The sequence below is a fragment of the Geobacillus sp. LYN3 genome (assembly GCF_003064505.1).
In the GTDB taxonomy this organism is placed as follows: Bacteria; Bacillota; Bacilli; order Bacillales; family Anoxybacillaceae; genus Parageobacillus_B; species Parageobacillus_B toebii.
On the sequence record NZ_QCWL01000001.1, the window covers coordinates 330,950 to 354,119 of the forward strand.

Consider the following 23,170-nt stretch of genomic DNA (forward strand, 5'->3'; position numbering starts at 1 on the left):
GTAAAAGTTTTGTTTTCCGCCAAAAATCACACGTGGAATCGTCCCTTGGTCGAGATGGTGCTTTAGCTCATCTTCTTTCGATTTCCATTTTTCTAATCGTCGGTGTAATCCGTCTAAACACGTTTGAAGATCGACTTTTTTCGGTGTTTTTCTTCCATGTTGGTAGTCATCGATTTTCTTTTCGGTTTTTTCGATTTTCGCCTGCACATCCTCTAAGCGCATTGGAAGCAACTCACGTTGGGAAGAAATCAACGATTGTGCAAGCAAGACCGCATCTTCGGCATACCGTTTGTTGAGCTGAAATTGGCGCAGAAGGTGCTGGATGAGGTCTTTGGCGTTCCCTCCCTCCAGCAAACGGTTGAACGCGTATCGCTTCGCGGAACCAAAGACGCGCATCAACTCATCTAATGAGCGAAGGTGTGTTTCATCATTGGAAACAATTTTCATCACCCGAACCGTTTTCATCCCCTTGCCTTCCCCCTTGTTTGGATCCTTAAGAACATATATTCGCTAAATCTTCTTCCTTTCCTTTTTACATGAGGAAGGGGAGATGATTTTTTATCATCAGACAGGAGACGATAGAAAAGATGGAGAACATCTGCCTCTTTACGTCCAATAGCAGGAGATATTTACATGATTTTATAGATGTTTAACAGACTGCTTATACCTCCATTATTCTCAACATGATTCGATTCGCTTTAAATTTTATCAACGACTTAGGAATAAAGCAAATGCATATTTTTTTGACAGAAATTCATATTAAGGGTAAGGGATTTTTGCAGAAAGGAGCTTATTTACACATGAAAAAAAGCGCATTGCTCCTATTATTTAGTTATTTCCTTATCCTTAGCTCTTGTGCTCCTCAAGAAATTAGCCCACCCCCCCCGGATTACGATCAAACGAAAAAAATGGTCGTTGATATTTTAAAAACAGATGAGGGGAAAAAGGCTATTCAGGAAATTATGACGGATGAAAAAGTGAAACAACAATTAGTAATGGAGCAAACCGTTGTCAAAGAAACACTCGAACAAGTGTTAACGTCGGAAAAAGGAATAAAATTTTGGGAAAAAGCACTGCAAGATCCAAAGTTTGCAGAAAGCTTTGCAAAAAGTTTAAAAACAGGGCAAGAAAAAACGATCAAAGCGTTAATGAAAGACCCTGAATATCAAGGGATGATGATAGATATTTTAAAAAATCCAGAAATGGAAAAAGCGATGATGGACGTGCTAAAAAGTAAAGAATTTCGCAAGCACCTTCAACAAGTCATAACAGAAACGCTGAATAGTCCATTATTCCAGGCAAAAATTCAAGACATATTAATAAAATCCGCTGAAAACATTCAGCAGGAAACAAAAAAACAAAATGAAAATCAAGAGGGAGGAGAAGGAGAGGAAAGCGGCGGCGATCAGCAAGGGCAAGGAGGAAGTTAAAAAGGAGCTATCTCCGAGCGAGATATGCTCCTTTTTTCTTTAACACTTTTCAATAATTTTTCGCGCAATGTCCATATATATTTTCCCAATAGGATGATCTTCCGCATAAACAGATGGAGCGAAATCCTCATCGTTCCAATCTGGTTGTTGGAGTGGCAGCTGCCCTAAAAGCTCCGTTTGCAACTCTTTCGCAAGCTTTTCGCCGCCGCCTTTGCCGAATACATATTCTCTTTCGCCTGTTTTGCGGCTTTCAAAATAGGACATATTTTCAATCACACCGATGATTTCGTGTTCCGTGCGAAGCGCCATTGCACCTGCGCGCGCCGCGACAAACGCCGCTGTCGGATGCGGGGTAGTAACAATGATTTCTTTACACGAAGGCAACATGGTATGTACATCTAACGCAACGTCCCCCGTTCCCGGAGGCAAATCTAATAATAAATAATCTAAGTCGCCCCATTCGACTTCTTTGAAAAAGTTGTTTAACATTTTTCCTAACATTGGACCGCGCCAAATAACAGGAGCGTTATCTTCGACGAAAAAGGCCATGGAAATAACTTTTACGCCGAATCGTTCAACCGGAATAATTTTATCGCCGCGCACGGTTGGTCGTTCGACAATGCCCATCATATCCGGAACACTAAACCCATAAATATCGGCATCAATCAGCCCTACTTTTTTCCCAAGACGAGCGAGAGAAACAGCAAGGTTCACGGAAACGGTCGATTTTCCAACGCCGCCTTTTCCGCTAGCAATCGCAATGTATGTCGTTTTCGATGTTTCCCCTTGATATTTTGCTACTACTTCTTCAGGGAGCTGCGCAAATCGCAAACCGACCGAAGCAGCGCCAGCATCTTTTAGTAGCTGAACAATCGTTGTTTGGATGCGAAGCTGCTCGGCTGTCCCTGTTTTTGCTAATGCGATTTTGACGCTGACGTGCTTTTTATCTTCCTTGATTTTAATTTCTTGAATCGCATTTGTTTCTTTAAACGTCTTGTTTAAAAATGGGTCTTTTATATTTTCTAACAATCCTCTTACATCATTTTCTGTGAGCATCGGCCATCACCAATCCTTATGTATGTATTCCCTTTCATACTTTTACTATAACATATATAACCATTGCGTATCTATCGTGTAAAAAAAAGGAATCCTCCCTATTCAGGAGGATTTTTTTCATTCGAAAAATATCGCAGTACCCCTTTATATATCGATGCCGCTAGCTTCGTTTGATAACGATCAGAAGCTAAAAGTTCCCGTTCCTCTGGATTAGATAAAAACCCCACTTCGACAAGCGCACCTGGTTTTTTCGCATATTTCAACAAATAAACGGTATCGATTATTTTGGCAGTACGATTTGTATTTTCAAGATTGCGCCGCAATTCCGCTTGGATAAACTTAGCGATCCGTTCATTTTCGATCAGCGAGCCGTAATAAAACGTTTGCGCCCCACGCCAACGCGGAGAGGGAATGGCATTAAGATGGATACTAATAAATAAATCTGCCTCCGATTTATTAATCAACGCAACACGTTTTCGTAAATCTTCCGCCTTTCGACGGCTATAGCCACGTGTGTCTTTATCGGCAAGGTCGCTGTCCGTTTCCCTTGTCATCAACACGAGCGCACCTTGCTGCTGCAAGTAGTCTCGCAATTTCTCCGCCACTTTCAGCGTCACTTCTTCTTCTACCACATCACCGCCGACAGCTCCTCCGTCCGGCCCGCCATGACCAGGATCTAAAATGATAATCCTTCCAGAGAGAGGGAGGTTCCACGATTTAGTTGAAGTCGTATTCGCAAAGATATATTGGAAAAGAACAATAACAATAATGGAAATAATGAGAGCACCCAACCATTTTACTTTCATTGTTTCTCCTCCTGCGTTTCCCCTTCTCTATCTTATATGGGACAAGAGGCAAAAATAGAACTTTTTAGTGAAGTTTCAGTCGTCGACGTTTTTTTCCTCTTTCAAATCCTTCCGTCCACCAATAAACAACGTAATGTTCACAGGCATAATAAAGCGACTCATTGGCTAAACCATCATCAATGTTTCCCCAAAAGCAAAGAAAATCAAATAATGTATCAATGAAATATTTTTCTTCTTGCGCGCACCGTCGTCTTACACTTTCTGCTGGTTCTCCATAGTAACCGAATCGACTGTAGTTCGCACCAAGTAAATACGCTTCAATAGCGATATCGATACATCCTTCTTCAATGACGGATGGGAATGCACGGTACATTGGATAAAAAGGACTAAAATGCTTGATCGCCTTTGTTTTCAGCTTTTCGAAAGACAACTCACGCAACATTTTTCGTTCATATAACATTTGTTTTTCCTGCTTCTTTTCTTTAAATGAAGTGATCACACTCATGTTCTTTCACACCCCTTTAGGATGTAGTTTTTAACGATTCATCCTAAACATGCGTGAATAAAAAAAGAGGGAGAAAAGAAAAAAATCCCAGCCGATATCGGCTGGGATTTTTGGAAAAATACCATTAACGTTTTGAGAACTGTGGAGCGCGACGAGCACCTTTAAGACCGTATTTTTTGCGTTCTTTCACACGAGCATCGCGTGTTAATAAACCTGCGCGTTTTAATACTGGACGGTAATCTGGATCTACTTGCAATAACGCACGAGCGATTCCATGGCGAATCGCGCCTGCTTGGCCAGAGAATCCGCCGCCTTTTACGTTTACTAACACATCGTAATTTCCTAACGTTTCTGTTAATACTAACGGTTGTTTCACAACTTCGATCAACGCTTCCGATGGAATATAGTCACGAATGTCACGATCGTTAATCACAATGCGTCCGTCGCCTGGAACGAGGCGCACACGTGCGACAGAGCTTTTACGACGGCCTGTGCCATAATATTGTACTTGTGCCAAAATAAAGCCCTCCTTCTATTGATTATCCGCGAAGTTCATAAACTTCTGGTTTTTGTGCTTGATGTGGGTGTTCGCTTCCACGATATACGTGCAATTTTTTAAACATTTGACGACCTAAGCGGCCTTTTGGAAGCATTCCGCGTATAGCTCTTTCAAGCATTTGCTCTGGATAATTTGTACGCATTTCTAACGCCGTTCTTACTTTTAATCCACCTGGATGCAAGCTATGACGATAGTATAGTTTCTTTGTTAATTTCTTTCCAGTTAGTTCAATTTTCTCAGCATTGATAATGATGACATGATCACCACAATCCACATGTGGTGTGAATGTTGGTTTATGTTTGCCACGCAAAATGGCTGCTACTTCACTTGCAAGGCGTCCTAACGTTTTACCAGCAGCGTCGACAACGTACCATTTACGTTCTACTTCATTCGGCTTCGCCATATAAGTTGTACGCATACTTTTCCCTCCTAAATAAAAAATCAACGAACATCATCTATTTATCTCAACACGATTACTTTCCGGGGCTAATCGTGGAAAAATACATACCATATGATATAATATCTCTTTAGCATATCAATGTCAAGAAAATGTTACACCAGGACTAGTTGTCATAATATACTTTCCATAAATATAATCCTTGCGGTGGAGCCGTTTTGCCAGCAAACTGGCGATCTTTTGCCTCAAAAGCGTGTGAGATGCTATCTATACTCCGTTTTCCTTGCCCAACTTCCAAAATCGTTCCAACGATAATCCGCACCATATTATATAAAAACCCGTTGCCAATAAAGCAAAACTCCAATAAATCATCATGCATCGCCATATCTGCTTTATAAATCGTGCGTACACGATCATCAACATCCGTCTTTGCTGAACAAAAGCTAGTAAAGTCATGCGTGCCCTCTATAAGTCGCAATGCATGTCTCATCGCTTCCATATCAAGTGGATAAGGGTAATGATAGCAATAATTACGTAAAAATACGTCACGTTCTTGGGCAATTCGTACTTTATATCGATATTCTTTTGCTTTGGCACTAAAACGCGCATGAAAAGAAGGATCTGCTTCTTGTACATCTTTAATCACTATATCATCCGGTAACTGGGCATTTAATGCTTTTTTCCATTGATCTGGAGAAAGCGATAAGAACGTATCGAAATGAATTACTTGCCCGTATGCATGAACACCCGCATCTGTCCTTCCTGAAGCAGTAACACGAATCGCTTTCCCTTTATGCATTTGTTCGAGCACTCGTTCTAACTCGCCTTGCACCGTTCGTTTGCCAGGCTGAATTTGGTAACCGAAAAAATGTGTACCGTCATAGGAAAGCGTGCATTTGATCCGTTTACTCATTTTTCTCACCCTGTTATGAGCGTAGTATAAACAAAACAACTGCTAATAATAACACTGCCGCTAAAAAAGCTGTATCTGTCCATTTCCATACAAGCAGGCGAAATTTCGTCCTTCCCTCGCCGCCGCGGTAACCGCGTGCCTCCATCGCGGTCGCCAATTCTTCGGCACGTTTAAACGAACTGATAAACAATGGAACAAGCAAGGAGACGATTGCCTTGATTCTTTCAGAAAACGGCCCCCCTGTAAAGTCGACACCGCGTGCGGTTTGTGCTTTTATAATTTTCTCCGTCTCTTCCATTAACGTCGGGATAAAGCGAAGCGAAATAGACATCATTAGCGCCAGTTCATGGACAGGGACGCGCATTTTCTTCAACGGCGCCAGTAGGCTTTCCACTCCGTCAGTCACTTCGATCGGGGTGGTTGTTAAGGTTAATAAAGTAGTAATAATAATGAGCAGCAGAAAACGCAGCGAAATAAAAATTCCTTGCTTGACGCCGCCTTCGTAAATCGAAAAGGAACCAATTTGGTACAGCACATCTCCTTCTTTTGTCATAAAGACATGCAGCAAAAAAGTAAAGACGATAACCCATATAATCGGTTTTAAACCTTTAATCACAAACGATAACGGAATGCGCGATAATGCTAAAAGACTAAACGTAAATATCGTTAAAACAGCATAAGTAGCACTATTATTCGCTAGAAAAACAATGAATACGTATATAAAGATGATTAGCAGTTTCGCGCGCGGATCCATGCGGTGAATCACGGAATCGCCTGGTACATATTTGCCGATAATCATGCTATTCATCATGGGCGTTCACCTTGGAAAATAATTTTTGAATGGCGTCTACGGTCTGCTCGATCGTCAAACACGGAGACGGCACGGTGATCCCTAACTTTTTCTCCAATTCTTTTTTTAGCCGCACTGTCTCCGGTACATTGAGCCCAATTTCCGCCAAAGAATCGCTATCTTGAAAAATTTGCTGTGGTGTCCCCGTTTTCCACACTGTTCCTTTATGCATGACAATCATATAATCTGCGTATGCGGCAGCATCTTCCATACTATGAGTAACTAACACAGTCGTCAGCTGTTTTTCACGATGAAGGCGATAAAACATTTCCATAATTTCTTTGCGGCCGCGTGGATCTAAGCCAGCAGTTGGTTCGTCTAACACAATCACATCAGGTTCCATCGCAAGCACTCCGGCAATCGCAACACGGCGCATTTGCCCGCCGCTTAAATCGAATGGTGATTTGGTTAGTACGTCTTCTGAAAGCCCGACTAACTTAATAAGCTCCTTTGCTTTCTTTTTTGCTTCCTCCTCAGAAACGCCGAAATTCATTGGTCCGAAACATATATCTTTCTCCACCGTTTCCTCAAACAGTTGATGTTCCGGAAATTGAAAGACAATGCCAACTTTTTTGCGGAGCGGTTTTAAGTCCGTTTGTCGTTTTTTATTCGTAATCGTTTGATTTCCTATCATCACTGTTCCGCTTGTCGGCTGAAGCAAACCGTTTAGATGCTGAAGCAGCGTTGATTTTCCTGAACCAGTATGGCCGATAACCGCCACATAAGAGCCGCTTTCAATCATGATGTCTACATCGTACAACGCTCGGCGGGCAAACGGTGAGTTGGCATTATATACATGCTCTACCTTTTGGAATATAATGTCCATAATTCTTCTACCAACTCCTCTATCGTAAAGTAGCTTGAAGATAGCGGGATTCCGCACTGCTTCAGCCGGTCTCTTACTTTTACCGCAAACGGCAAATCTAAACCAATTCGTTCTAGTTTTGTCCCAAGCGCAAAAATTTGTTTCGGCGTTCCTTCTGCCATGATTTCTCCCCTATTCATAACAATAACGCGATCGGCCTTAGCGACTTCCTCTAAATCATGGGTAATGGACAATACAGTGATACGTTGCTTTTTGTTTAAATCACGGACCGTGTCTAATACTTCCTGCCTTCCTTTCGGATCTAGCATCGATGTTGCCTCATCTAAAATGATGAGATCTGGCCGCAATGCAAGGATGCCTGCAATTGCAACACGTTGTTTTTGACCACCAGAAAGGTGATGCGGTTCATGATGCAAAAACTCTTCCATACGAACTAGCTGTATAGCTTCATGCACTCTTTTGACCATTTCATCGCGAGGAATTCCATTATTTTCAAGAGCAAAAGCGACATCATCTTCTACCGTTGTTCCAACAAACTGGTTATCGGGATTTTGAAATACCATGCCAACACGGCGACGAATCTCCCAAACCGTCTGTTCATCGAGTACAGTGTGAAATAGTTTAATCACACCGCTTTCCGGTCTTAACAACCCGATAAGCAATTTAGCGATCGTTGATTTTCCTGAACCGTTATGACCGACAATCGCTAGCCATTCCCCGCGTTTCACTTGAAAGGTAACGTTTTGTACCGCGTAATCTGATTGATTCGGATATCGAAAGTATAGTTTTTCTACGGATAAAATGGTTTCTTCCATCATTTCTTCCCCTTGTCTCTGACATTCTCATCTCTACTCTACTAAAAAAGGGCAAATAAAAAAAGGGCATAGATCCAGTTCAAAACAAACTGTCTCGCCCTTGTTAGCCAACCGAATCGTTTTATACTAACTCGATAATCACCATTGGTGCCCCATCACCACGACGAGGACCAAGTTTCATAATACGAGTGTAACCGCCTTGGCGATCTTGGTAACGCGGTGCAATGTCGCTAAATAGCTTTTGAAGTGCATCTTGACCTGTTTCGCTATTTGCTACTTCTTTACGGATAAATGCAGCAGCTTGACGGCGTGCATGCAAATCACCGCGTTTACCAAGCGTAATCATTTTTTCAACAACAGAACGCAATTCTTTTGCGCGCGCCTCTGTTGTTTCAATACGCTCATTAATGATTAAATCTGTTGCTAAATCACGAAGCAATGCTTTGCGTTGAGCGCTTGTACGTCCTAATTTTCTGTATGACATGAAGTGTCCCCTCCTTTTTAGCATTTTCACTACAAATCTCATTTCAGAAATGATACTTTATACGATCACGTCTATTTTTAGAAACGTAAGCGTTCATGTATCTAGTAACATGAAAATACTAGTTAAACAAACGTTAACTAGTCATCTTTACGCAAACTGAGACCGAGTTCAGCAAGCTTTGCTTTTACTTCTTCGAGAGATTTGCGACCGAGATTGCGCACTTTCATCATATCTTCTTCCGTTTTTTGCGTAAGCTCTTGAACGGTGTTAATACCAGCACGTTTTAAACAGTTGTAGGAACGAACAGAAAGATCAAGTTCTTCAATTGTCATTTCGAGCACTTTTTCTTTTTGATCTTCCTCTTTTTCTACCATGATTTCGGCATTTTGTGCTTCGTCTGTTAGGCTAACGAAAATATTTAAGTGCTCGGTCAAAATTTTTGCGCCGAGAGCAATCGCTTCTTTTGGTCCAATGCTCCCATCTGTCCACACATCTATCGTTAACTTATCATAGTCTGTCACTTGACCGACACGCGTATTTTCTACTTGATAAGAAACGCGTGAAACCGGTGTATAAATCGAATCGATAGGGATAACGCCTATTGGCTGATCCTCGCGTTTATTGGCCTCAGCTGGAACATACCCACGCCCTCGTTTTGCTGTCATTCTCATGCGTAAGCGCCCGCCTTCTGCTAACGTAGCAATATGAAGGTCCGGGTTTAAAATTTCTACATCGCTGTCGTGAGTAATATCAGCAGCTGTGACAACTCCTTCGCCCTGTGCATCAATTTCCAACGTTTTTTCTTCGTCAGAATAAATTTTCAACGCTAATTTTTTTATATTTAAAATAATTGCTGTCACATCTTCTACGACGCCATCAATCGTTGAGAACTCATGCAGCACACCATCTATTTGAACCGATGTCACAGCAGCACCAGGGAGTGAAGACAATAGGATACGACGTAAGGAGTTACCCAAAGTTGTACCATATCCACGCTCAAGCGGTTCGACAACGAATTTGCCATATTTGGCATCTTCGCTGATTTCAACCGTTTCGATTCTCGGTTTTTCAATTTCGATCATTAGTTATTATACCCTCCTTCAAAACGTCGAAACCCCGACCAAACGATAAACGCCTAATCGAAATTCCCCCATGAATAAGTTCCCAAATGTGCGAATGGCTGAGCAAAACTTCCCTGTAATTTAATACTTATCATATCCCATTATTGACAAGGATACAAATTCTATACAGGGGTATTACACACGGCGACGTTTTGGCGGACGGCATCCATTGTGCGGTATAGGAGTTACGTCTTTAATTGCTGTAATTTCTAATCCAGCTGCTTGTAATGCACGAATCGCTGCCTCACGACCAGCACCAGGGCCTTTTACATTTACTTCTACTGTTTTCATTCCATGTTCCATGGAGGCTTTTGCAGCTGCTTCTGCTGCCATTTGTGCCGCAAACGGCGTCGATTTACGAGAGCCTTTAAAACCTAATGCTCCAGCACTTGACCAAGCAATCGTGTTACCGTGAACGTCAGTAATTGTTACGATCGTATTGTTAAATGTTGAACGGATATGCGCAATACCAGTCTCAATATTTTTTCTTACACGGCGTTTGCGTGTATTTGTTTTACGTGCCATTCGTGGAATTACCTCCTTTGCTTAATTATTTTTTCTTGTTTGCTACTGTACGGCGTGGACCTTTACGTGTACGAGCATTGTTTTTCGTATTTTGACCGCGAACTGGCAAGCCGCGACGATGACGAATACCGCGATAGCATCCGATTTCGATTAAACGTTTGATATTTAGCGATACTTCGCGACGAAGATCTCCTTCTACTTTCAAACGACCAACGATTTCACGAATTCTTCCTAGTTCTTCTTCTGTCAAATCACGAACGCGTGTATCTTCGGAAACGCCAGCCTCCGCTAAGATTTTTTTAGCAGTAGATTTACCGATTCCGTAGATATATGTTAACGAAATGACTACACGTTTGTCACGAGGAATATCTACACCTGCAATACGTGCCATACTATACACCTCCTTAAAGATTACCCTTGTCTTTGTTTATGTTTTGGATTTTCGCAAATTACCATAACTTTGCCACGTCTACGAATAACTTTGCATTTTTCGCAAATAGGTTTTACAGATGGTCTTACTTTCATGTCCTTTAACCTCCTTATTGATGCGGAGTCCTTTATTTATAGCGGTACGTGATCCGACCGCGAGTCAAATCATACGGAGATAATTCTACCGTAACTTTATCTCCTGGTAAAATTCGAATGAAGTGCATGCGAATTTTGCCAGAAACGTGTGCCAATACCGTATGACCGTTTTCTAATTCCACACGGAACATGGCATTGGGCAATGTTTCGACAACGGTGCCTTCCACTTCAATTACATCGTCTTTAGCCATCGAACGGCTCTCCCTCCTTCGAATGAGTAACATAGTGTTAGGAAAAAACCGAACGCATACTATATCTACGAATTGCTACACGACCAGTCTCCATCATGATTATATTAGAGAGTTGTTAAAATTTCATAGCCATTTTCTGTAATGGCAATCGTATGCTCAAAATGAGCACACATCTTTCCATCTACTGTAACGACCGTCCAGTTATCGGCAAGTGTTTTAACATAACGGCTTCCCGCATTTACCATCGGTTCAATACATAGCGTCATTCCTGGTTTCAAACGTGGCCCTTTATTTGGCGGACCATAATGCGGTATTTGTGGGTCTTCATGTAAGTTTTGACCAATTCCGTGCCCAACATACTCGCGGACAATCGAAAAATGATGGGATTCGACGTACGTTTGTATAGCATGGGAAATATTAGACAAACGGGCACCTGGTTTTGCTTCTTCTAATCCTATATATAAGGATTTTTCCGTTACTTCAAGAAGTTTTTTCGTTTCTTCCGCAATTTCCCCAACAGGATACGTCCATGCAGAGTCGGCATGATAACCATTATATTGGGCCCCGACATCAATGCTAATAATATCGCCTTCTTTTAACACCCGGTCACCAGGAATACCGTGAACGAGTTCTTCATTTACCGAAGCGCAAATGCTGCCAGGGAATCCGTTGTATCCTTTAAACGAAGGAATTGCCCCATGTTTCCGTATAACTGCTTCAGCAATCGCATCCAACTCTTTTGTCGTAATTCCAGGACGAATATGTTTTTCTAACTCTTGGCGAGTCAAAGCAACAATTTTTCCTGCCTCACGCATGATTTCAATTTCACGCGGAGTTTTGCAAATAATCATTATTGTAATCCCCCAAGAAGTTCACGAATGTCCGCAAATACTTTTTCAATGTCCTGTTGTCCGTTAATATGGCGTAAATACCCTTTCTTTTCATAAAACTCAAGCAATGGCTGCGTTTGTTTTATATTGACTTCGAGACGGTTTGCTACCGTTTCCTCATTGTCATCTGCACGTTGGTACAGTTCACCGCCACATTTGTCACAAACACCAGACTTTGCTGGTGGGTTAAACACGAGGTGGTACGTTGCACCACAGTTTTTACAAATTCTTCTTCCAGTTAACCGCTCCATTAAAATATCTTTGTCGACTTGAATATGGATGACATAGTCGATCGAACGATTTAATTCCGCTAGAATGTTTTCTAATGCTTCCGCTTGAGCAACGGTCCGCGGAAACCCATCTAGCAAAAACCCTTTTTGGCAGTCATCTTTGCTTAAACGCTCGCGAACGATCCCAATCGTCACTTCATCAGGAACTAGATCGCCGCGGTCCATATACTCTTTCGCTCGCAGTCCTAATGGCGTCCCTTCTTTAATGGCAGCACGAAACATGTCGCCAGTCGAAATATGCGGAATCCCATATGTTTCAACGATTTTCTCCGCTTGAGTACCTTTCCCAGCGCCCGGCAATCCCATTAGTACTAAATTCATCCTCGCTCCCCCTCAGCTCTATAGAGGTTAGGGTACCCCTGACCTCTTTATTTAATAAAACCACGATAGTGACGTTTTACAAGCTGACTTTCAAGTTGTTTCATTGTCTCAAGTGCAACACCGACAACAATGAGCAAACTTGTTCCACCGATTTGAGCGGAAGGCGGCAATTTAGCAAATTCCACAAAGAAAACAGGAAGAATTGCAATAGCCGCTAAAAATAGCGAACCGACGAAAGTAAGCCGGTAAAGAATTTTCGTTACATATTCCTGTGTATTCTTTCCTGGACGTATTCCTGGGATGTAACCACCTTGTTTTTTCAGGTTGTCCGCCATCTGTTCCGGATTGACTTGGACAAATGCATAGAAATACGTAAACGCAATAATTAATAGAACATAAATAACCATGCCAACTGGATGTGTATAATCGAATGTTTTCCGAATCCACAATGTTACATCATTCGAACCAAAAAACGATGCAATTGTTGGTGGAGCAACAAGAAACGACACAGCAAAAATAACTGGAATCACTCCCGCTGGATTTACTTTCAGCGGCAAGTGAGTAGAATGCCCGCCAACTGGGCTGCGTCCTTCCAGTCGTTTTGCATATTGAATCGGAATTTTCCGGAATGCTTGTTGAATGTAAATAACGCCAACGATAACAACAACTACCGCTAACGCAACAAGCAGAAGCTTAACAATTCGTAAGAACAAATCTTCGCCGACGTTTTCAAATTGTTGAGCATAAATTTGGTTTAACACGGCAGGGATACCGGAGACAATCCCGGCAAAAATAATGATCGAAATGCCGTTTCCAACACCTTTAGCAGTAATTTGTTCTCCAAGCCACATTAGAAATGCAGTTCCGGCTGTTAACACCGTTGCAATTAACAGGTATGTTGGTATTCCAGGATTTTTAATGAGCGCTCCTGAAGCCAAGTTATTAAAACCGTATGACATTCCGAGCGCCTGAATAAAACCTAAAACGACCGTAAAATAGCGGGTAAACTGAGCTAATTTACGTCGTCCAACCTCACCTTGCTTTGACCACTCCGTAAATTTAGGAACAACATCCATCTGCAAAAGCTGCACGATGATGGATGCTGTAATATACGGCATGACGCCCATCGCAAAAATGGAAAAGTTTTGTAATGCCCCGCCGCCGAATATGTTCAGAACACCGAAAGCGTTCATTTGGTCTTGCACTTTTAATACATCCGCATTCACATTCGGCACAGGAATAAATGTCCCAATTCGGAACACAACGAGCATGAGAAGAGTAAAAATAATTTTTTTTCTTATATCACCGACGCGCATAAAGTTGGAGATTGTCCGAAACATTAAATCACCTCAGTTTTACCGCCAGCAGCTTCAATCGCTTCTTTCGCAGAAGCAGAGAATTTATGAGCTTTTACCGTTAACTTTTTCTCGATTTGGCCTTTTCCTAAAATTTTCACACCTGATTTCAATTTGCTGATTACGCCAGTTTCAAGCAGCAATTCAGGCGTTACTTCTGTACCGTCTTCAAAGCGATTTAACTTATCAAGGTTGACGATCGCATATTCTTTGCGATTAATGTTGGTAAAACCGCGTTTTGGAAGACGACGGAATAAAGGAGTTTGACCACCTTCAAAACCGAGGCGTACCCCACCGCCAGAGCGTGCATTTTGACCTTTTTGACCTCTACCAGACGTTTTACCTTTACCAGAACCGATACCACGGCCCACACGAGTGCGTTCTTTGCGGGAACCTGGTGCTGGTTGTAATTCATGAAGTTTCATCGCGAAGCACCTCCTTATGATCATTATTCTTCAATTTCTTTTACTTTGACAAGGTGAGCGACTTTGTTAATCATCCCGCGAATCGCAGGATTATCATTATGAACGACGGTTTGGTGCATTTTGCGTAAACCTAACGTTTTCACTGTGATCCGTTGATCTTCTGGACGACCGATGACGCTGCGAGTGAGGGTAATCTCCAATTTTTTTGCCATTGTATTTCCCTCCTTATCCTAACAGTTCCTCAACTGTTTTACCGCGCAATCTCGCTACATCTTCTGCACGTTTTAATTGTTTTAATCCGTCAACAGTAGCGCGCACCATGTTAATTGGCGTATTCGAACCGATAGATTTAGATAAAATGTCGCTAATACCCGCTAACTCTAGTACAGCACGAGCAGGACCACCAGCGATAACCCCTGTACCTTCGGATGCAGGTTTCAAAATGATTTTCCCTGCTCCAAAATGACCGATCACTTCGTGAGGAATCGTTGTTCCAACAATCGGTACTTCAATTAAATTTTTCTTCGCATCTTCAATCGCTTTGCGGATCGCATCAGGAACTTCTTGTGCTTTTCCTGTACCAAAACCGACATGACCGTTTTTATCGCCGACCACCACTAATGCGGAAAAGCGTAAACGACGTCCACCTTTTACTACCTTTGCAACACGGTTCACCGCTACTACGCGCTCTTCAAGTTCAAGTTTATTTGGATCGATACGACGCATCATTGTCCCTCCTTTATAATTAGAATTCTAAGCCAGCTTCGCGAGCAGCATCAGCAAGTGCTTTTACACGTCCATGATATAAATATCCGCCGCGGTCGAAAACGACCTTTTTAATTCCTTTTTCTAACGCACGTTTTGCGACTAATTCGCCAACTTTTTTTGCTGCTTCGATATTTCCAGTCGATTCTAAGTCAAATTCTTTATCTAATGTAGAAGCGCTGACAATCGTTACTGCTTTCATATCATCAATAATTTGCGCATAAATGTGTTTATTAGAACGGAACACATTTAAGCGTGGACGTTCAGCAGTTCCAAATATTTTTTTGCGAACGCGCGCATGTCTTTTTTTACGAACTGCGTTACGGTCAACTTTTGTGATCATTTATGTCACTCCTTTCATTTCGCTAAGCTGCATTATTTGCCAGTTTTACCTTCTTTAAGACGTACGACTTCGCCTTCGTAGCGAATACCTTTGCCTTTATATGGTTCAGGTGGACGCACAGCGCGAATATTCGCTGCAAGTTCGCCGACACGTTGTTTGTCTGCACCTTTTACAACGATTTTTGTTTGTGAAGGAACTTCAATTTCTAATCCTTCTTCCGGTTCAATTTCTACTGGATGAGAAAAACCGACGTTCAGTACAAGTTTTTTACCTTGTTTCGCCGCACGATAACCGACACCGACTAATTCAAGCGTTTTTTCGTAACCTTTTGATACACCTTCAACCATGTTTGCAAGCAAACTGCGAGTCGTACCATGAAGAGCACGATGGCGTTTTTCGTCGCTCGGACGAGTAACAGTGATTACATTATCTTCTACTTTAATTGTCATATCTGGATGAAAAGTGCGAGTCAATTCGCCTTTTGGTCCTTTCACTGTAACGGTATTGCCGTTAACCGTTACTGTTACACCAGACGGAATTTCAATTGGCTTTTTACCAACACGTGACATGCATAAACACCTCCATTCTTAGCAAAATGAATTACCATACGTATGCGATTACTTCGCCGCCAGTTCCTTTTTGACGTGCTTCTTTATCTGTTAAAATGCCTTGAGATGTAGAAAGGATCGCAATCCCTAAACCGTTCAATACGCGAGGCACTTCATGGGCTTTAACATAAACGCGCAAACCAGGTTTGCTGATGCGTTTCAAACCGGTAATTACACGTTCGTTATTTGGGCCGTATTTTAAGAAAATACGAAGAATGCCTTGCTTATTATCTTCAATGTATTCAACATCACGAATAAATCCTTCGCGTTTTAAAATTTCCGCGATTTCACGTTTCATTTTCGAAGCAGGCACTTCGAGCTTCTCGTGACGTACCATATTCGCATTACGAATGCGAGTGAGCATATCTGCAATTGGATCTGTCATCACCATATGTTTTACCTCCTTCCCAATTCATGGGTTTATTACCAGCTTGCTTTTTTAATGCCTGGAAGTTGACCTTTGTATGCTAATTCACGGAAACAAATACGGCAAAGTTTAAATTTGCGATAAACCGAATGCGGACGACCGCAGCGTTCGCAACGGGTGTACGCTCTTACTTTAAACTTTGGCGTACGTTTTTGTTTCGCGATCATTGATTTTTTAGCCACGATTTCGCCTCCCTTATTTTACAGATGGGATTCATTATTTTTGGAATGGCATACCGAGTAATGTTAATAGTTCACGAGCCTCTTCGTCCGTTTTCGCTGTAGTAACAATAACGATATCCATACCGCGAACTTTATTTACTTTATCGTAATCAATTTCAGGGAAAATCAATTGTTCTTTAATTCCCAACGTATAGTTACCGCGACCATCAAACGACTTTTTCGATACTCCACGGAAATCACGAACACGCGGAAGAGATACAGAAATAAGTTTGTCTAAGAAATCATACATGCGTTCTCCACGCAATGTCACTTTCGCACCGATTGGCATTCCAGCGCGAAGACGGAATCCAGCGATTGATTTTTTCGCACGAGTTACAACCGGTTTTTGACCAGCGATTAATGTTAATTCTTCTACAGCACTATCAAGTGCTTTTGGATTTTGTACCGCATCACCAACACCCATGTTGATGACGATTTTTTCGATTTTTGGAACTTGCATTATAGATTTATAGTTGAACTTGCTCATTAAAGCAGGAGTCACTTCTTTTAAATACTTCTCTTTTAGGCGGTTCATAAGAGTACCTCCTTTCTGACATCACAATTATTTATCTAAAATCTCACCAGATCTTTTTGCATAACGTACTTTTTTGCCATCTACAATCTTATATCCAATACGTGTTGGAAGTCCCGTTTTTGGATCTAAAGGCATTACTTTAGATACGTGAATTGGTGCCTCTTTTGTGATAATGCCGCCTTGTGGATTTGCTTGAGATGGTTTTGCGTGTTTTTTAACGATATTGACACCTTCAACAATCACACGGTTTTTCTTAGGGAATGCAGCAAGGATCACGCCTTGTTTTCCTTTATCTTTGCCGGAGATTACTTGTACTTTATCACCTTTTTTTACATGCATCGCAGTTCGCACCTCCTTAAAAGGCTTTTCCTGTCCGTTAAATTACTTCTGGAGCTAAAGAAATGATTTTCATAAAGTCTTTGTCACGTAATTCACGTGCAACAGGTCCGAAAATACGTGTGCCACGCGGGCTTTTATCATCACGAATAATGACGCAAGCATTTTCATCAAAGCGGATATAAGAACCGTCAGAGCGACGAACACCACGTTTCGTACGAACAACTACCGCTTTCACTACTTGACCTTTTTTAACAACGCCACCTGGTGTCGCTTCTTTAACTGTCGCAACGACCACATCGCCAATGTTTGCGTAGCGGCGACCAGAACCGCCTAATACTTTAATGACAAGCACTTCACGTGCGCCTGAGTTATCAGCTACTTTTAAACGAGATTCTTGTTGAATCATTGACGAAACCTCCTTTCGGAATTATATCACGATCCGAACATAGATAATGATTAAACGATAACTGCTTTTTCAACGATTTCTACTAAACGGAAACGCTTCGTTGCAGAAAGCGGGCGAGTCTCCATAATTTTTACGATATCGCCGACTTTTGCGATGTTGTTTTCATCATGCGCTTTATATTTTTTTGAATATTTCACGCGTTTGCCGTAAAGCGGATGTTTTTTGTATGTTTCAACAAGAACAGTAATGGTTTTATCCATTTTGTCGGATACAACGCGGCCTACGTACACTTTGCGTTGATTGCGCTCACTCATGTCGCAAACCTCCTCTCAAACGGTTATTTTTTTGCGTTCGCAGCAATCTCTCTTTCGCGGATAATCGTTTTCATGCGTGCAATATCTTTACGCACTTGGCGGATGCGTGCTGTGTTTTCTAATTGCCCTGTTGCCAATTGGAAGCGAAGGTTGAATAATTCTTCTTTTAACGCTTTAATTTTTTGTTCGATTTCGGCAGTGGTAAGTTCACGAATTTCTTTAGCTTTCATTTGCTTCACCACCAATTTCTTCACGTTTTACAAACTTGCATTTGATCGGAAGTTTGTGAGAAGCAAGACGCAATGCTTCACGTGCTACTTCCTCAGAAACACCGCCAACTTCAAACATTACTTTACCTGGTTTTACAACAGCTACCCAACCTTCAGGAGCACCTTTACCGGAACCCATCCGTACTTCCAATGGTTTTGCTGTATATGGTTTAGAAGGGAAAATTTTAATCCAAACTTTACCGCCACGTTTCATATAACGAGTCATCGCACGACGAGCAGCCTCGATTTGTCGGTTTGTGATCCAAGCAGATTCTAGCGCTTGCAATCCGTACTCACCGAAATGTACTTCCGTACCGCCTTTTGCGCGCCCTTTCATGCGTCCGCGATGTTCACGACGATATTTTACGCGTTTTGGCATTAACATGATTATTTTCCTCCTTCCTCAGTTTTCTTTTTTGTCGGAAGGACCTCTCCACGATAAATCCATACTTTTACACCAAGTTTTCCGTATGTTGTATCCGCTTCTGCAGTTGCATAATCGATGTCAGCGCGAAGCGTGTGGAGTGGAACAGTTCCTTCACTGTAATGTTCAGAACGTGCGATATCCGCACCGCCAAGACGACCGGATACCATCGTTTTAATCCCTTTTGCTCCTGCGCGCATTGCACGTTGAATCGCTTGTTTTTGCGCACGACGGAACGAAACGCGGTTTTCAAGTTGGCGTGCAATGTTTTCCGCAACTAGTTTCGCATCTAAGTCTGGCTTTTTGATTTCAACGATGTTAATGTGAACACGTTTGCCAGTTAATTGCGTTAATGCCTTGCGAAGCGCCTCTACTTCTGAACCACCTTTTCCGATCACCATGCCTGGTTTCGCTGTGTGAATCGTAATGTTAACGCGGTTTGCTGCACGTTCAATTTCAATGCGAGATACTGCAGCGTCTTGCAAACGTTTATTAATATACTCACGGATTTTTAGATCCTCATGTAAAAGGTCCGCATAATCTTTTTCAGCGTACCATCTAGAGTCCCAGTCACGAATAATGCCGATGCGGAGACCGACCGGATTCACCTTTTGACCCACTGATTATCCCTCCTTCTTTTCTGAAACAACGATGGTGATATGGCTTGTGCGTTTATTAATTGCGCTAGCACGACCCATTGCGCGCGGACGGAAACGTTTCAATGTTGGTCCTTCGTCAACGTATGCTTCCGTAATCACTAATTTGTTGACATCCATATCGTAGTTATGTTCAGCGTTTGCTACTGCAGATTTTAAAACTTTTTCAATAATCGGAGAAGCAGCTTTTGGTGTGTGGCGAAGAATTGCGACTGCCTCACCAACTTCTTTTCCTCGAATTAAGTCAATCACTAAACGTGCCTTACGAGGAGCAATACGGACTGTTCGTGCAACAGCTTTAGCTTGCATGTGTTGAACCTCCTCTCATTAACGTTTTGTTTTCTTATCGTCGCCAGCGTGTCCTCTGAACGTACGTGTTGGTGCGAACTCGCCAAGTTTATGTCCTACCATATCTTCTGTGATATAAACCGGTACGTGTTTGCGTCCATCGTATACGGCGATCGTGTGACCAACAAATTGTGGGAAAATAGTGGAACGACGAGACCATGTTTTAATCACTTGTTTTTGTCCTGTTTCATTTAATTTTTCAATTTTTTTCATTAAATGCTCATCACAGAATGGACCTTTTTTTAAGCTGCGACCCATAAATGAACCTCCCTTCGTGATTGCTCTACGGTTCTTAAGAACCGTAGTTCAACCCCGTTATTTTTTACGACGACGTATAATGAATTTATCCGATTTGTTTTTCTTTTTGCGTGTTTTAAAGCCAAGTGTTGGTTTACCCCAAGGAGTCATTGGAGATTTGCGTCCGATTGGTGCTTTACCTTCACCACCACCGTGTGGGTGATCAACAGGGTTCATAACCGAACCGCGAACTGTCGGGCGAATACCTAACCAACGAGCGCGACCTGCCTTACCGATCTTCACAAGCTCATGCTGCTCATTGCCTACTTCCCCAACTGTTGCACGGCAAGCACCTAAAATCATGCGGACCTCGCCAGATGCAAGACGAACAATAACGTATTTTCCTTCTTTACCAAGCACTTGCGCAGATGTACCAGCAGCGCGGACCAATTGTCCACCTTTTCCTGGTTTTAGTTCGATATTGTGCACAAACGTACCAACTGGAATATTTTCAAGCGGCAATGCGTTACCCACTTTAATATCTGCATCTGGTCCAGACATAATTTCCATGCCTACTTTTAGGTTTTTCGGCGCAATGATATAACGTTTTTCACCATCTGCATAGTGAATTAACGCAATGTTTGCAGAACGGTTTGGATCATACTCGATTGTAGCAACGCGTCCTGGAATTCCATCTTTATCACGTTTAAAGTCAATAATACGATATTGACGTTTATGACCGCCACCTTGATGACGTACCGTAATTTTTCCTTGGTTGTTGCGGCCAGCTTTTTTCTTTAATGGCGCAAGCAACGATTTTTCCGGCTGATCTGTTGTGATTTCTGAGAAGTCAAGAACTGTCATACCACGACGACCATTTGACGTCGGTTTATATTTTTTAATCGCCATGTTTGTTTCCCTCCTTCGCTTTTAAACTATACTTCGAACAATTCGATATCCTTGCTGTCTGGCGTTAACGTTACAATCGCTTTGCGGCGACGGTTTGTATAACCGCTGTAACGACCAACGCGTTTGAATTTTCCTTTATAGTTCATGATGTTTACTTTTTCTACTTTAACACCAAAAATTTTCTCTACTGCTTCTTTCACTTCTGTTTTATTCGCTTTTACATCTACTTCAAACGTATATTTTTTTTGAGCCGTTAAATTCATCGTGTTTTCCGTGATGATGGGGCGCTTAATAATATCACGAGGATCTTTCATTATGCAAGCACCTCCTCTACTTTCTCCACGGCCGCTTTCGTGATTACAAGTTTATCATGATTTAATACATCAAGAACGTTAATGCCGTTTGCTGTAACCACGGTAACGCCAGGAATATTGCGTGCAGATAATGTGAGATTTTCGTTCACATCATCAGTTACAATTAACGCTTTGCGATCAACAGAAAGGTTATTTAAGATTTTCACCATTTCTTTTGTTTTTGGAGCTTCTAATGTTAAGTTATCTAAAACAACAATGTTGTTTTCAAGAACTTTAGAAGATAACGCTGACTTAATTGCTAAGCGACGAACTTTTTTCGGCAACTTATAGCTGTAGCTGCGCGGAACAGGACCAAATACCGTACCACCACCACGCCATTGTGGAGCGCGAATAGAACCTTGACGAGCACGTCCTGTACCTTTTTGACGCCATGGTTTGCGGCCGCCGCCACTTACTTCAGCGCGATTTTTTGTTTTGTGCGTTCCTTGACGCAAAGAAGCACGTTGCATAACAACCGCTTCAAATAACACATGTTTATTTGGCTCAATGCCAAATACGGAATCGTTCAGTTCGATTTCTCCGATTGTTTCTCCGCTCTGGTTATACAATGCTACTTTTGGCATTGGATAGTTCCTCCTTTCCTAGCAAAGTATTATTTTGCTTTTGCTTTCACTGCGCTTTTAACGATGACTAATCCTTTTCTTGGACCAGGTACGTTTCCTTTAATAAGAAGAAGGTTGCGTTCTGGATCCACTTTGACAATTTTCAAGTTTTGGATGGTTACACGTTGGCCACCCATACGACCTGGCAATTCTTTTGATTTAAATACACGGTTTGGAGCAATCGCACCCATTGAACCAGGACGACGATGATAGCGAGAACCGTGTGCCATTGGCCCGCGAGATTGTCCATGACGTTTGATTGCGCCTTGGAATCCTTTCCCTTTTGAAATTCCAGTAACATCAACAATATCGCCTTCAGCGAAAATATCTACTTTGACTTCCTGACCAACTTCATATTCATCAATATTTGCGCCGCGAATTTCACGGATGAAGCGCTTAGGTGCAGTATTCGCTTTCGCAGCATGACCGATTTGCGGTTTATTGGCGCGTTTTTCGCTTATATCTTCAAAACCTAATTGAATCGCTTCGTAACCGTCTTTTTCAATTGTTTTCTTTTGCAATACCACGTTTGGAGTCGCTTCGATGACGGTTACAGGAATTAAGTCGCCGTTTTCCGCGAATACTTGCGTCATACCAATTTTTCTCCCTAAGATTCCCTTGGTCATTCGTCACACCTCCTGCTAAATTAAAGTTTAATTTCAATATCAACACCAGACGGTAAGTCAAGACGCATTAATGAATCTACCGTTTGTGGAGTAGGATTTACGATATCGATCAAACGTTTATGTGTACGCATTTCGAATTGTTCACGAGAGTCTTTATACTTGTGAACAGCACGCAAAATCGTATAAACAGTTCTTTCCGTTGGCAACGGAATCGGACCGGACACTTTTGCCCCGGAACGTTTCGCTGTTTCTACGATTTTCTCAGCGGATTGATCAAGAATTCGATGATCGTAAGCTTTTAAACGGATACGAATTTTTTCCTTTGCCATTGTTTTCCCTCCTTCTTCGCCTATTTTGAAAATAGACATTCTCCATGGAAATTTCCTGCACACTCGCCATGGCAAAGCGGCCGGGTGTGTCAGC

40 protein-coding genes and 1 pseudogene are annotated in these 23,170 nt (G+C 42.0%); 1 reads left to right on the forward strand and 40 read right to left on the reverse strand.

Going from position 1 to position 23,170, the window contains the following annotated elements:
* Positions 1–465: pseudogene (locus DCC82_RS01675) on the reverse strand (IS200/IS605 family accessory protein TnpB-related protein); the annotation flags it as partial.
* Between the two features lie 335 nt (positions 466–800).
* On the opposite strand from DCC82_RS01675, the gene gerD reads away from it, so the two are divergent.
* Entirely contained in the window at positions 801–1,430 is a 630-nt protein-coding gene (gene gerD / locus DCC82_RS01680; protein WP_062678625.1) for a spore germination lipoprotein GerD, read from the forward strand.
* A 39-nt stretch (positions 1,431–1,469) separates the two neighbouring features.
* Here gerD and DCC82_RS01685 read toward each other — a convergent pair whose 3' ends face one another.
* The 39 genes from DCC82_RS01685 to rpsJ all read right to left on the reverse strand — a co-directional run bounded on the left by DCC82_RS01685 (position 1,470) and on the right by rpsJ (position 23,076).
* Complete coding sequence (locus tag DCC82_RS01685) at positions 1,470–2,486, reverse strand: Mrp/NBP35 family ATP-binding protein (RefSeq protein WP_012748913.1); 1,017 nt, start codon at positions 2,484–2,486, stop codon at positions 1,470–1,472.
* Between the two features lie 98 nt (positions 2,487–2,584).
* Entirely contained in the window at positions 2,585–3,292 is a 708-nt protein-coding gene (cwlD, locus tag DCC82_RS01690; protein ID WP_012748912.1) for an N-acetylmuramoyl-L-alanine amidase CwlD, read from the reverse strand.
* Positions 3,293–3,356: 64 nt separating this feature from the next.
* Positions 3,357–3,797 (reverse strand): YbaK family protein, encoded by a 441-nt coding sequence (locus DCC82_RS01695; RefSeq protein WP_012748911.1) that lies wholly within the window; start codon positions 3,795–3,797, stop codon positions 3,357–3,359.
* 124 nt (positions 3,798–3,921) lie between these two features.
* Positions 3,922–4,314: a 30S ribosomal protein S9 gene (gene rpsI, locus DCC82_RS01700; protein ID WP_012748910.1), complete on the reverse strand. Its 393-nt coding sequence runs from the start codon at positions 4,312–4,314 to the stop codon at positions 3,922–3,924.
* Between the two features lie 22 nt (positions 4,315–4,336).
* Positions 4,337–4,774: a 50S ribosomal protein L13 gene (gene rplM / locus DCC82_RS01705; RefSeq protein WP_012748909.1), complete on the reverse strand. Its 438-nt coding sequence runs from the start codon at positions 4,772–4,774 to the stop codon at positions 4,337–4,339.
* A 145-nt stretch (positions 4,775–4,919) separates the two neighbouring features.
* Positions 4,920–5,666 (reverse strand): tRNA pseudouridine(38-40) synthase TruA, encoded by a 747-nt coding sequence (gene truA, locus DCC82_RS01710; protein WP_012748908.1) that lies wholly within the window; start codon positions 5,664–5,666, stop codon positions 4,920–4,922.
* A gap of 13 nt (positions 5,667–5,679) precedes the next feature.
* Positions 5,680–6,477 carry an energy-coupling factor transporter transmembrane component T family protein gene (locus tag DCC82_RS01715; RefSeq protein WP_012748907.1) on the reverse strand — a complete coding sequence of 266 codons (798 nt, stop codon included), beginning with the start codon at positions 6,475–6,477 and terminating at the stop codon, positions 5,680–5,682.
* The gene (locus tag DCC82_RS01720; protein ID WP_012748906.1) at positions 6,467–7,342 is read right to left on the reverse strand and encodes an energy-coupling factor ABC transporter ATP-binding protein; all 876 of its coding nucleotides are present in this window, start codon (positions 7,340–7,342) and stop codon (positions 6,467–6,469) included. Before DCC82_RS01720 ends, DCC82_RS01715 begins: the two co-directional genes overlap by 11 nt.
* Complete coding sequence (locus DCC82_RS01725) at positions 7,318–8,157, reverse strand: energy-coupling factor ABC transporter ATP-binding protein (protein ID WP_041269550.1); 840 nt, start codon at positions 8,155–8,157, stop codon at positions 7,318–7,320. Before DCC82_RS01725 ends, DCC82_RS01720 begins: the two co-directional genes overlap by 25 nt.
* Positions 8,158–8,278: 121 nt before the next feature.
* A complete protein-coding gene (rplQ, locus tag DCC82_RS01730; protein ID WP_012748904.1) occupies positions 8,279–8,641 on the reverse strand; it encodes a 50S ribosomal protein L17 in 363 nt (120 codons plus the stop codon).
* 137 nt (positions 8,642–8,778) lie between these two features.
* A complete protein-coding gene (locus tag DCC82_RS01735; protein ID WP_012748903.1) occupies positions 8,779–9,723 on the reverse strand; it encodes a DNA-directed RNA polymerase subunit alpha in 945 nt (314 codons plus the stop codon).
* Between the two features lie 174 nt (positions 9,724–9,897).
* A complete protein-coding gene (gene rpsK / locus DCC82_RS01740; RefSeq protein ID WP_003247621.1) occupies positions 9,898–10,287 on the reverse strand; it encodes a 30S ribosomal protein S11 in 390 nt (129 codons plus the stop codon).
* A gap of 25 nt (positions 10,288–10,312) precedes the next feature.
* The gene (gene rpsM / locus DCC82_RS01745; protein ID WP_012748902.1) at positions 10,313–10,678 is read right to left on the reverse strand and encodes a 30S ribosomal protein S13; all 366 of its coding nucleotides are present in this window, start codon (positions 10,676–10,678) and stop codon (positions 10,313–10,315) included.
* A gap of 20 nt (positions 10,679–10,698) precedes the next feature.
* Positions 10,699–10,812, reverse strand: a complete 114-nt coding sequence (rpmJ, locus tag DCC82_RS01750; RefSeq protein ID WP_003247619.1) for a 50S ribosomal protein L36 — start codon at positions 10,810–10,812, stop codon at positions 10,699–10,701.
* 32 nt (positions 10,813–10,844) lie between these two features.
* A complete protein-coding gene (gene infA, locus DCC82_RS01755; protein WP_003247618.1) occupies positions 10,845–11,063 on the reverse strand; it encodes a translation initiation factor IF-1 in 219 nt (72 codons plus the stop codon).
* 104 nt (positions 11,064–11,167) lie between these two features.
* Positions 11,168–11,914, reverse strand: a complete 747-nt coding sequence (gene map / locus DCC82_RS01760) for a type I methionyl aminopeptidase (RefSeq protein WP_012748901.1) — start codon at positions 11,912–11,914, stop codon at positions 11,168–11,170.
* Positions 11,914–12,564, reverse strand: a complete 651-nt coding sequence (locus tag DCC82_RS01765; RefSeq protein WP_097353935.1) for an adenylate kinase — start codon at positions 12,562–12,564, stop codon at positions 11,914–11,916. Before DCC82_RS01765 ends, map begins: the two co-directional genes overlap by 1 nt.
* 47 nt (positions 12,565–12,611) lie before the next feature.
* A complete protein-coding gene (gene secY, locus DCC82_RS01770) occupies positions 12,612–13,904 on the reverse strand; it encodes a preprotein translocase subunit SecY (protein WP_012748899.1) in 1,293 nt (430 codons plus the stop codon).
* The gene (rplO, locus tag DCC82_RS01775) at positions 13,904–14,344 is read right to left on the reverse strand and encodes a 50S ribosomal protein L15 (protein WP_012748898.1); all 441 of its coding nucleotides are present in this window, start codon (positions 14,342–14,344) and stop codon (positions 13,904–13,906) included. The genes secY and rplO overlap by 1 nt, the downstream gene beginning before the upstream one ends.
* 23 nt (positions 14,345–14,367) lie before the next feature.
* Positions 14,368–14,556 carry a 50S ribosomal protein L30 gene (rpmD, locus tag DCC82_RS01780; protein WP_012748897.1) on the reverse strand — a complete coding sequence of 63 codons (189 nt, stop codon included), beginning with the start codon at positions 14,554–14,556 and terminating at the stop codon, positions 14,368–14,370.
* Between the two features lie 13 nt (positions 14,557–14,569).
* Positions 14,570–15,070 carry a 30S ribosomal protein S5 gene (rpsE, locus tag DCC82_RS01785; RefSeq protein WP_012748896.1) on the reverse strand — a complete coding sequence of 167 codons (501 nt, stop codon included), beginning with the start codon at positions 15,068–15,070 and terminating at the stop codon, positions 14,570–14,572.
* Positions 15,071–15,089: 19 nt separating this feature from the next.
* Positions 15,090–15,452 carry a 50S ribosomal protein L18 gene (gene rplR / locus DCC82_RS01790; protein WP_012748895.1) on the reverse strand — a complete coding sequence of 121 codons (363 nt, stop codon included), beginning with the start codon at positions 15,450–15,452 and terminating at the stop codon, positions 15,090–15,092.
* Between the two features lie 32 nt (positions 15,453–15,484).
* Positions 15,485–16,021, reverse strand: a complete 537-nt coding sequence (gene rplF / locus DCC82_RS01795) for a 50S ribosomal protein L6 (protein ID WP_012748894.1) — start codon at positions 16,019–16,021, stop codon at positions 15,485–15,487.
* Positions 16,022–16,052: 31 nt separating this feature from the next.
* Positions 16,053–16,451 (reverse strand): 30S ribosomal protein S8, encoded by a 399-nt coding sequence (rpsH, locus tag DCC82_RS01800; protein WP_012748893.1) that lies wholly within the window; start codon positions 16,449–16,451, stop codon positions 16,053–16,055.
* A 32-nt stretch (positions 16,452–16,483) separates the two neighbouring features.
* Positions 16,484–16,669 (reverse strand): type Z 30S ribosomal protein S14, encoded by a 186-nt coding sequence (locus DCC82_RS01805; protein WP_003247599.1) that lies wholly within the window; start codon positions 16,667–16,669, stop codon positions 16,484–16,486.
* 34 nt (positions 16,670–16,703) lie between these two features.
* Positions 16,704–17,243, reverse strand: a complete 540-nt coding sequence (gene rplE, locus DCC82_RS01810) for a 50S ribosomal protein L5 (RefSeq protein WP_012748892.1) — start codon at positions 17,241–17,243, stop codon at positions 16,704–16,706.
* A gap of 27 nt (positions 17,244–17,270) precedes the next feature.
* Positions 17,271–17,582, reverse strand: a complete 312-nt coding sequence (rplX, locus tag DCC82_RS01815; protein ID WP_012748891.1) for a 50S ribosomal protein L24 — start codon at positions 17,580–17,582, stop codon at positions 17,271–17,273.
* Between the two features lie 37 nt (positions 17,583–17,619).
* On the reverse strand, positions 17,620–17,988 hold the full coding sequence (rplN, locus tag DCC82_RS01820; RefSeq protein ID WP_003247583.1) for a 50S ribosomal protein L14: 369 nt from the start codon (positions 17,986–17,988) through the stop codon (positions 17,620–17,622).
* Between the two features lie 50 nt (positions 17,989–18,038).
* Positions 18,039–18,302, reverse strand: coding sequence for a 30S ribosomal protein S17 (gene rpsQ, locus DCC82_RS01825; RefSeq protein ID WP_003247581.1), 264 nt, complete (start codon positions 18,300–18,302; stop codon positions 18,039–18,041).
* A gap of 23 nt (positions 18,303–18,325) precedes the next feature.
* Positions 18,326–18,532 (reverse strand): 50S ribosomal protein L29, encoded by a 207-nt coding sequence (gene rpmC, locus DCC82_RS01830; protein WP_003247579.1) that lies wholly within the window; start codon positions 18,530–18,532, stop codon positions 18,326–18,328.
* The gene (rplP, locus tag DCC82_RS01835) at positions 18,522–18,956 is read right to left on the reverse strand and encodes a 50S ribosomal protein L16 (protein WP_012748890.1); all 435 of its coding nucleotides are present in this window, start codon (positions 18,954–18,956) and stop codon (positions 18,522–18,524) included. The genes rpmC and rplP overlap by 11 nt, the downstream gene beginning before the upstream one ends.
* A 2-nt stretch (positions 18,957–18,958) precedes the next feature.
* The gene (gene rpsC, locus DCC82_RS01840; protein ID WP_012748889.1) at positions 18,959–19,615 is read right to left on the reverse strand and encodes a 30S ribosomal protein S3; all 657 of its coding nucleotides are present in this window, start codon (positions 19,613–19,615) and stop codon (positions 18,959–18,961) included.
* Positions 19,616–19,618: 3 nt separating this feature from the next.
* Positions 19,619–19,960, reverse strand: a complete 342-nt coding sequence (gene rplV, locus DCC82_RS01845) for a 50S ribosomal protein L22 (RefSeq protein WP_012748888.1) — start codon at positions 19,958–19,960, stop codon at positions 19,619–19,621.
* A gap of 18 nt (positions 19,961–19,978) precedes the next feature.
* On the reverse strand, positions 19,979–20,257 hold the full coding sequence (gene rpsS, locus DCC82_RS01850; RefSeq protein ID WP_003247570.1) for a 30S ribosomal protein S19: 279 nt from the start codon (positions 20,255–20,257) through the stop codon (positions 19,979–19,981).
* Between the two features lie 57 nt (positions 20,258–20,314).
* Complete coding sequence (gene rplB / locus DCC82_RS01855) at positions 20,315–21,145, reverse strand: 50S ribosomal protein L2 (RefSeq protein WP_062677092.1); 831 nt, start codon at positions 21,143–21,145, stop codon at positions 20,315–20,317.
* 26 nt (positions 21,146–21,171) lie between these two features.
* Positions 21,172–21,459: a 50S ribosomal protein L23 gene (gene rplW / locus DCC82_RS01860; protein WP_012748886.1), complete on the reverse strand. Its 288-nt coding sequence runs from the start codon at positions 21,457–21,459 to the stop codon at positions 21,172–21,174.
* Positions 21,459–22,082, reverse strand: a complete 624-nt coding sequence (gene rplD, locus DCC82_RS01865; protein WP_097353936.1) for a 50S ribosomal protein L4 — start codon at positions 22,080–22,082, stop codon at positions 21,459–21,461. The genes rplW and rplD overlap by 1 nt, the downstream gene beginning before the upstream one ends.
* A 29-nt stretch (positions 22,083–22,111) precedes the next feature.
* On the reverse strand, positions 22,112–22,747 hold the full coding sequence (gene rplC / locus DCC82_RS01870; RefSeq protein ID WP_012748884.1) for a 50S ribosomal protein L3: 636 nt from the start codon (positions 22,745–22,747) through the stop codon (positions 22,112–22,114).
* Between the two features lie 20 nt (positions 22,748–22,767).
* Positions 22,768–23,076, reverse strand: coding sequence for a 30S ribosomal protein S10 (gene rpsJ, locus DCC82_RS01875; protein WP_003247558.1), 309 nt, complete (start codon positions 23,074–23,076; stop codon positions 22,768–22,770).
* Positions 23,077–23,170: the final 94 nt, after the last annotated feature.

What these genes read in the sequence shown, in the direction of transcription:
- gerD (WP_062678625.1), top strand. Translation starts at nt 801, where the DNA reads ATGAAAAAAAGCGCATTGCTCCTATTATTTAGTTATTTCCTTATCCTT.
- DCC82_RS01685 (WP_012748913.1), bottom strand. Translation starts at nt 2,486, where the DNA reads ATGCTCACAGAAAATGATGTAAGAGGATTGTTAGAAAATATAAAAGAC.
- cwlD (WP_012748912.1), bottom strand. Translation starts at nt 3,292, where the DNA reads ATGAAAGTAAAATGGTTGGGTGCTCTCATTATTTCCATTATTGTTATT.
- DCC82_RS01695 (WP_012748911.1), bottom strand. Translation starts at nt 3,797, where the DNA reads ATGAGTGTGATCACTTCATTTAAAGAAAAGAAGCAGGAAAAACAAATG.
- rplM (WP_012748909.1), bottom strand. Translation starts at nt 4,774, where the DNA reads ATGCGTACAACTTATATGGCGAAGCCGAATGAAGTAGAACGTAAATGG.
- truA (WP_012748908.1), bottom strand. Translation starts at nt 5,666, where the DNA reads ATGAGTAAACGGATCAAATGCACGCTTTCCTATGACGGTACACATTTT.
- DCC82_RS01715 (WP_012748907.1), bottom strand. Translation starts at nt 6,477, where the DNA reads ATGATGAATAGCATGATTATCGGCAAATATGTACCAGGCGATTCCGTG.
- DCC82_RS01720 (WP_012748906.1), bottom strand. Translation starts at nt 7,342, where the DNA reads ATGGACATTATATTCCAAAAGGTAGAGCATGTATATAATGCCAACTCA.
- DCC82_RS01725 (WP_041269550.1), bottom strand. Translation starts at nt 8,157, where the DNA reads ATGGAAGAAACCATTTTATCCGTAGAAAAACTATACTTTCGATATCCG.
- rplQ (WP_012748904.1), bottom strand. Translation starts at nt 8,641, where the DNA reads ATGTCATACAGAAAATTAGGACGTACAAGCGCTCAACGCAAAGCATTG.
- DCC82_RS01735 (WP_012748903.1), bottom strand. Translation starts at nt 9,723, where the DNA reads ATGATCGAAATTGAAAAACCGAGAATCGAAACGGTTGAAATCAGCGAA.
- rpsK (WP_003247621.1), bottom strand. Translation starts at nt 10,287, where the DNA reads ATGGCACGTAAAACAAATACACGCAAACGCCGTGTAAGAAAAAATATT.
- rpsM (WP_012748902.1), bottom strand. Translation starts at nt 10,678, where the DNA reads ATGGCACGTATTGCAGGTGTAGATATTCCTCGTGACAAACGTGTAGTC.
- rpmJ (WP_003247619.1), bottom strand. Translation starts at nt 10,812, where the DNA reads ATGAAAGTAAGACCATCTGTAAAACCTATTTGCGAAAAATGCAAAGTT.
- infA (WP_003247618.1), bottom strand. Translation starts at nt 11,063, where the DNA reads ATGGCTAAAGACGATGTAATTGAAGTGGAAGGCACCGTTGTCGAAACA.
- map (WP_012748901.1), bottom strand. Translation starts at nt 11,914, where the DNA reads ATGATTATTTGCAAAACTCCGCGTGAAATTGAAATCATGCGTGAGGCA.
- DCC82_RS01765 (WP_097353935.1), bottom strand. Translation starts at nt 12,564, where the DNA reads ATGAATTTAGTACTAATGGGATTGCCGGGCGCTGGGAAAGGTACTCAA.
- secY (WP_012748899.1), bottom strand. Translation starts at nt 13,904, where the DNA reads ATGTTTCGGACAATCTCCAACTTTATGCGCGTCGGTGATATAAGAAAA.
- rplO (WP_012748898.1), bottom strand. Translation starts at nt 14,344, where the DNA reads ATGAAACTTCATGAATTACAACCAGCACCAGGTTCCCGCAAAGAACGC.
- rpmD (WP_012748897.1), bottom strand. Translation starts at nt 14,556, where the DNA reads ATGGCAAAAAAATTGGAGATTACCCTCACTCGCAGCGTCATCGGTCGT.
- rpsE (WP_012748896.1), bottom strand. Translation starts at nt 15,070, where the DNA reads ATGCGTCGTATCGATCCAAATAAACTTGAACTTGAAGAGCGCGTAGTA.
- rplR (WP_012748895.1), bottom strand. Translation starts at nt 15,452, where the DNA reads ATGATCACAAAAGTTGACCGTAACGCAGTTCGTAAAAAAAGACATGCG.
- rplF (WP_012748894.1), bottom strand. Translation starts at nt 16,021, where the DNA reads ATGTCACGTGTTGGTAAAAAGCCAATTGAAATTCCGTCTGGTGTAACA.
- rpsH (WP_012748893.1), bottom strand. Translation starts at nt 16,451, where the DNA reads ATGGTGATGACAGATCCAATTGCAGATATGCTCACTCGCATTCGTAAT.
- rplE (WP_012748892.1), bottom strand. Translation starts at nt 17,243, where the DNA reads ATGAACCGCCTAAAAGAGAAGTATTTAAAAGAAGTGACTCCTGCTTTA.
- rplX (WP_012748891.1), bottom strand. Translation starts at nt 17,582, where the DNA reads ATGCATGTAAAAAAAGGTGATAAAGTACAAGTAATCTCCGGCAAAGAT.
- rplN (WP_003247583.1), bottom strand. Translation starts at nt 17,988, where the DNA reads ATGATTCAACAAGAATCTCGTTTAAAAGTAGCTGATAACTCAGGCGCA.
- rpsQ (WP_003247581.1), bottom strand. Translation starts at nt 18,302, where the DNA reads ATGAGTGAGCGCAATCAACGCAAAGTGTACGTAGGCCGCGTTGTATCC.
- rpmC (WP_003247579.1), bottom strand. Translation starts at nt 18,532, where the DNA reads ATGAAAGCTAAAGAAATTCGTGAACTTACCACTGCCGAAATCGAACAA.
- rplP (WP_012748890.1), bottom strand. Translation starts at nt 18,956, where the DNA reads ATGTTAATGCCAAAACGCGTAAAATATCGTCGTGAACATCGCGGACGC.
- rplV (WP_012748888.1), bottom strand. Translation starts at nt 19,960, where the DNA reads ATGCAAGCTAAAGCTGTTGCACGAACAGTCCGTATTGCTCCTCGTAAG.
- rpsS (WP_003247570.1), bottom strand. Translation starts at nt 20,257, where the DNA reads ATGGGTCGCAGCTTAAAAAAAGGTCCATTCTGTGATGAGCATTTAATG.
- rplB (WP_062677092.1), bottom strand. Translation starts at nt 21,145, where the DNA reads ATGGCGATTAAAAAATATAAACCGACGTCAAATGGTCGTCGTGGTATG.
- rplW (WP_012748886.1), bottom strand. Translation starts at nt 21,459, where the DNA reads ATGAAAGATCCTCGTGATATTATTAAGCGCCCCATCATCACGGAAAAC.
- rplD (WP_097353936.1), bottom strand. Translation starts at nt 22,082, where the DNA reads ATGCCAAAAGTAGCATTGTATAACCAGAGCGGAGAAACAATCGGAGAA.
- rplC (WP_012748884.1), bottom strand. Translation starts at nt 22,747, where the DNA reads ATGACCAAGGGAATCTTAGGGAGAAAAATTGGTATGACGCAAGTATTC.
- rpsJ (WP_003247558.1), bottom strand. Translation starts at nt 23,076, where the DNA reads ATGGCAAAGGAAAAAATTCGTATCCGTTTAAAAGCTTACGATCATCGA.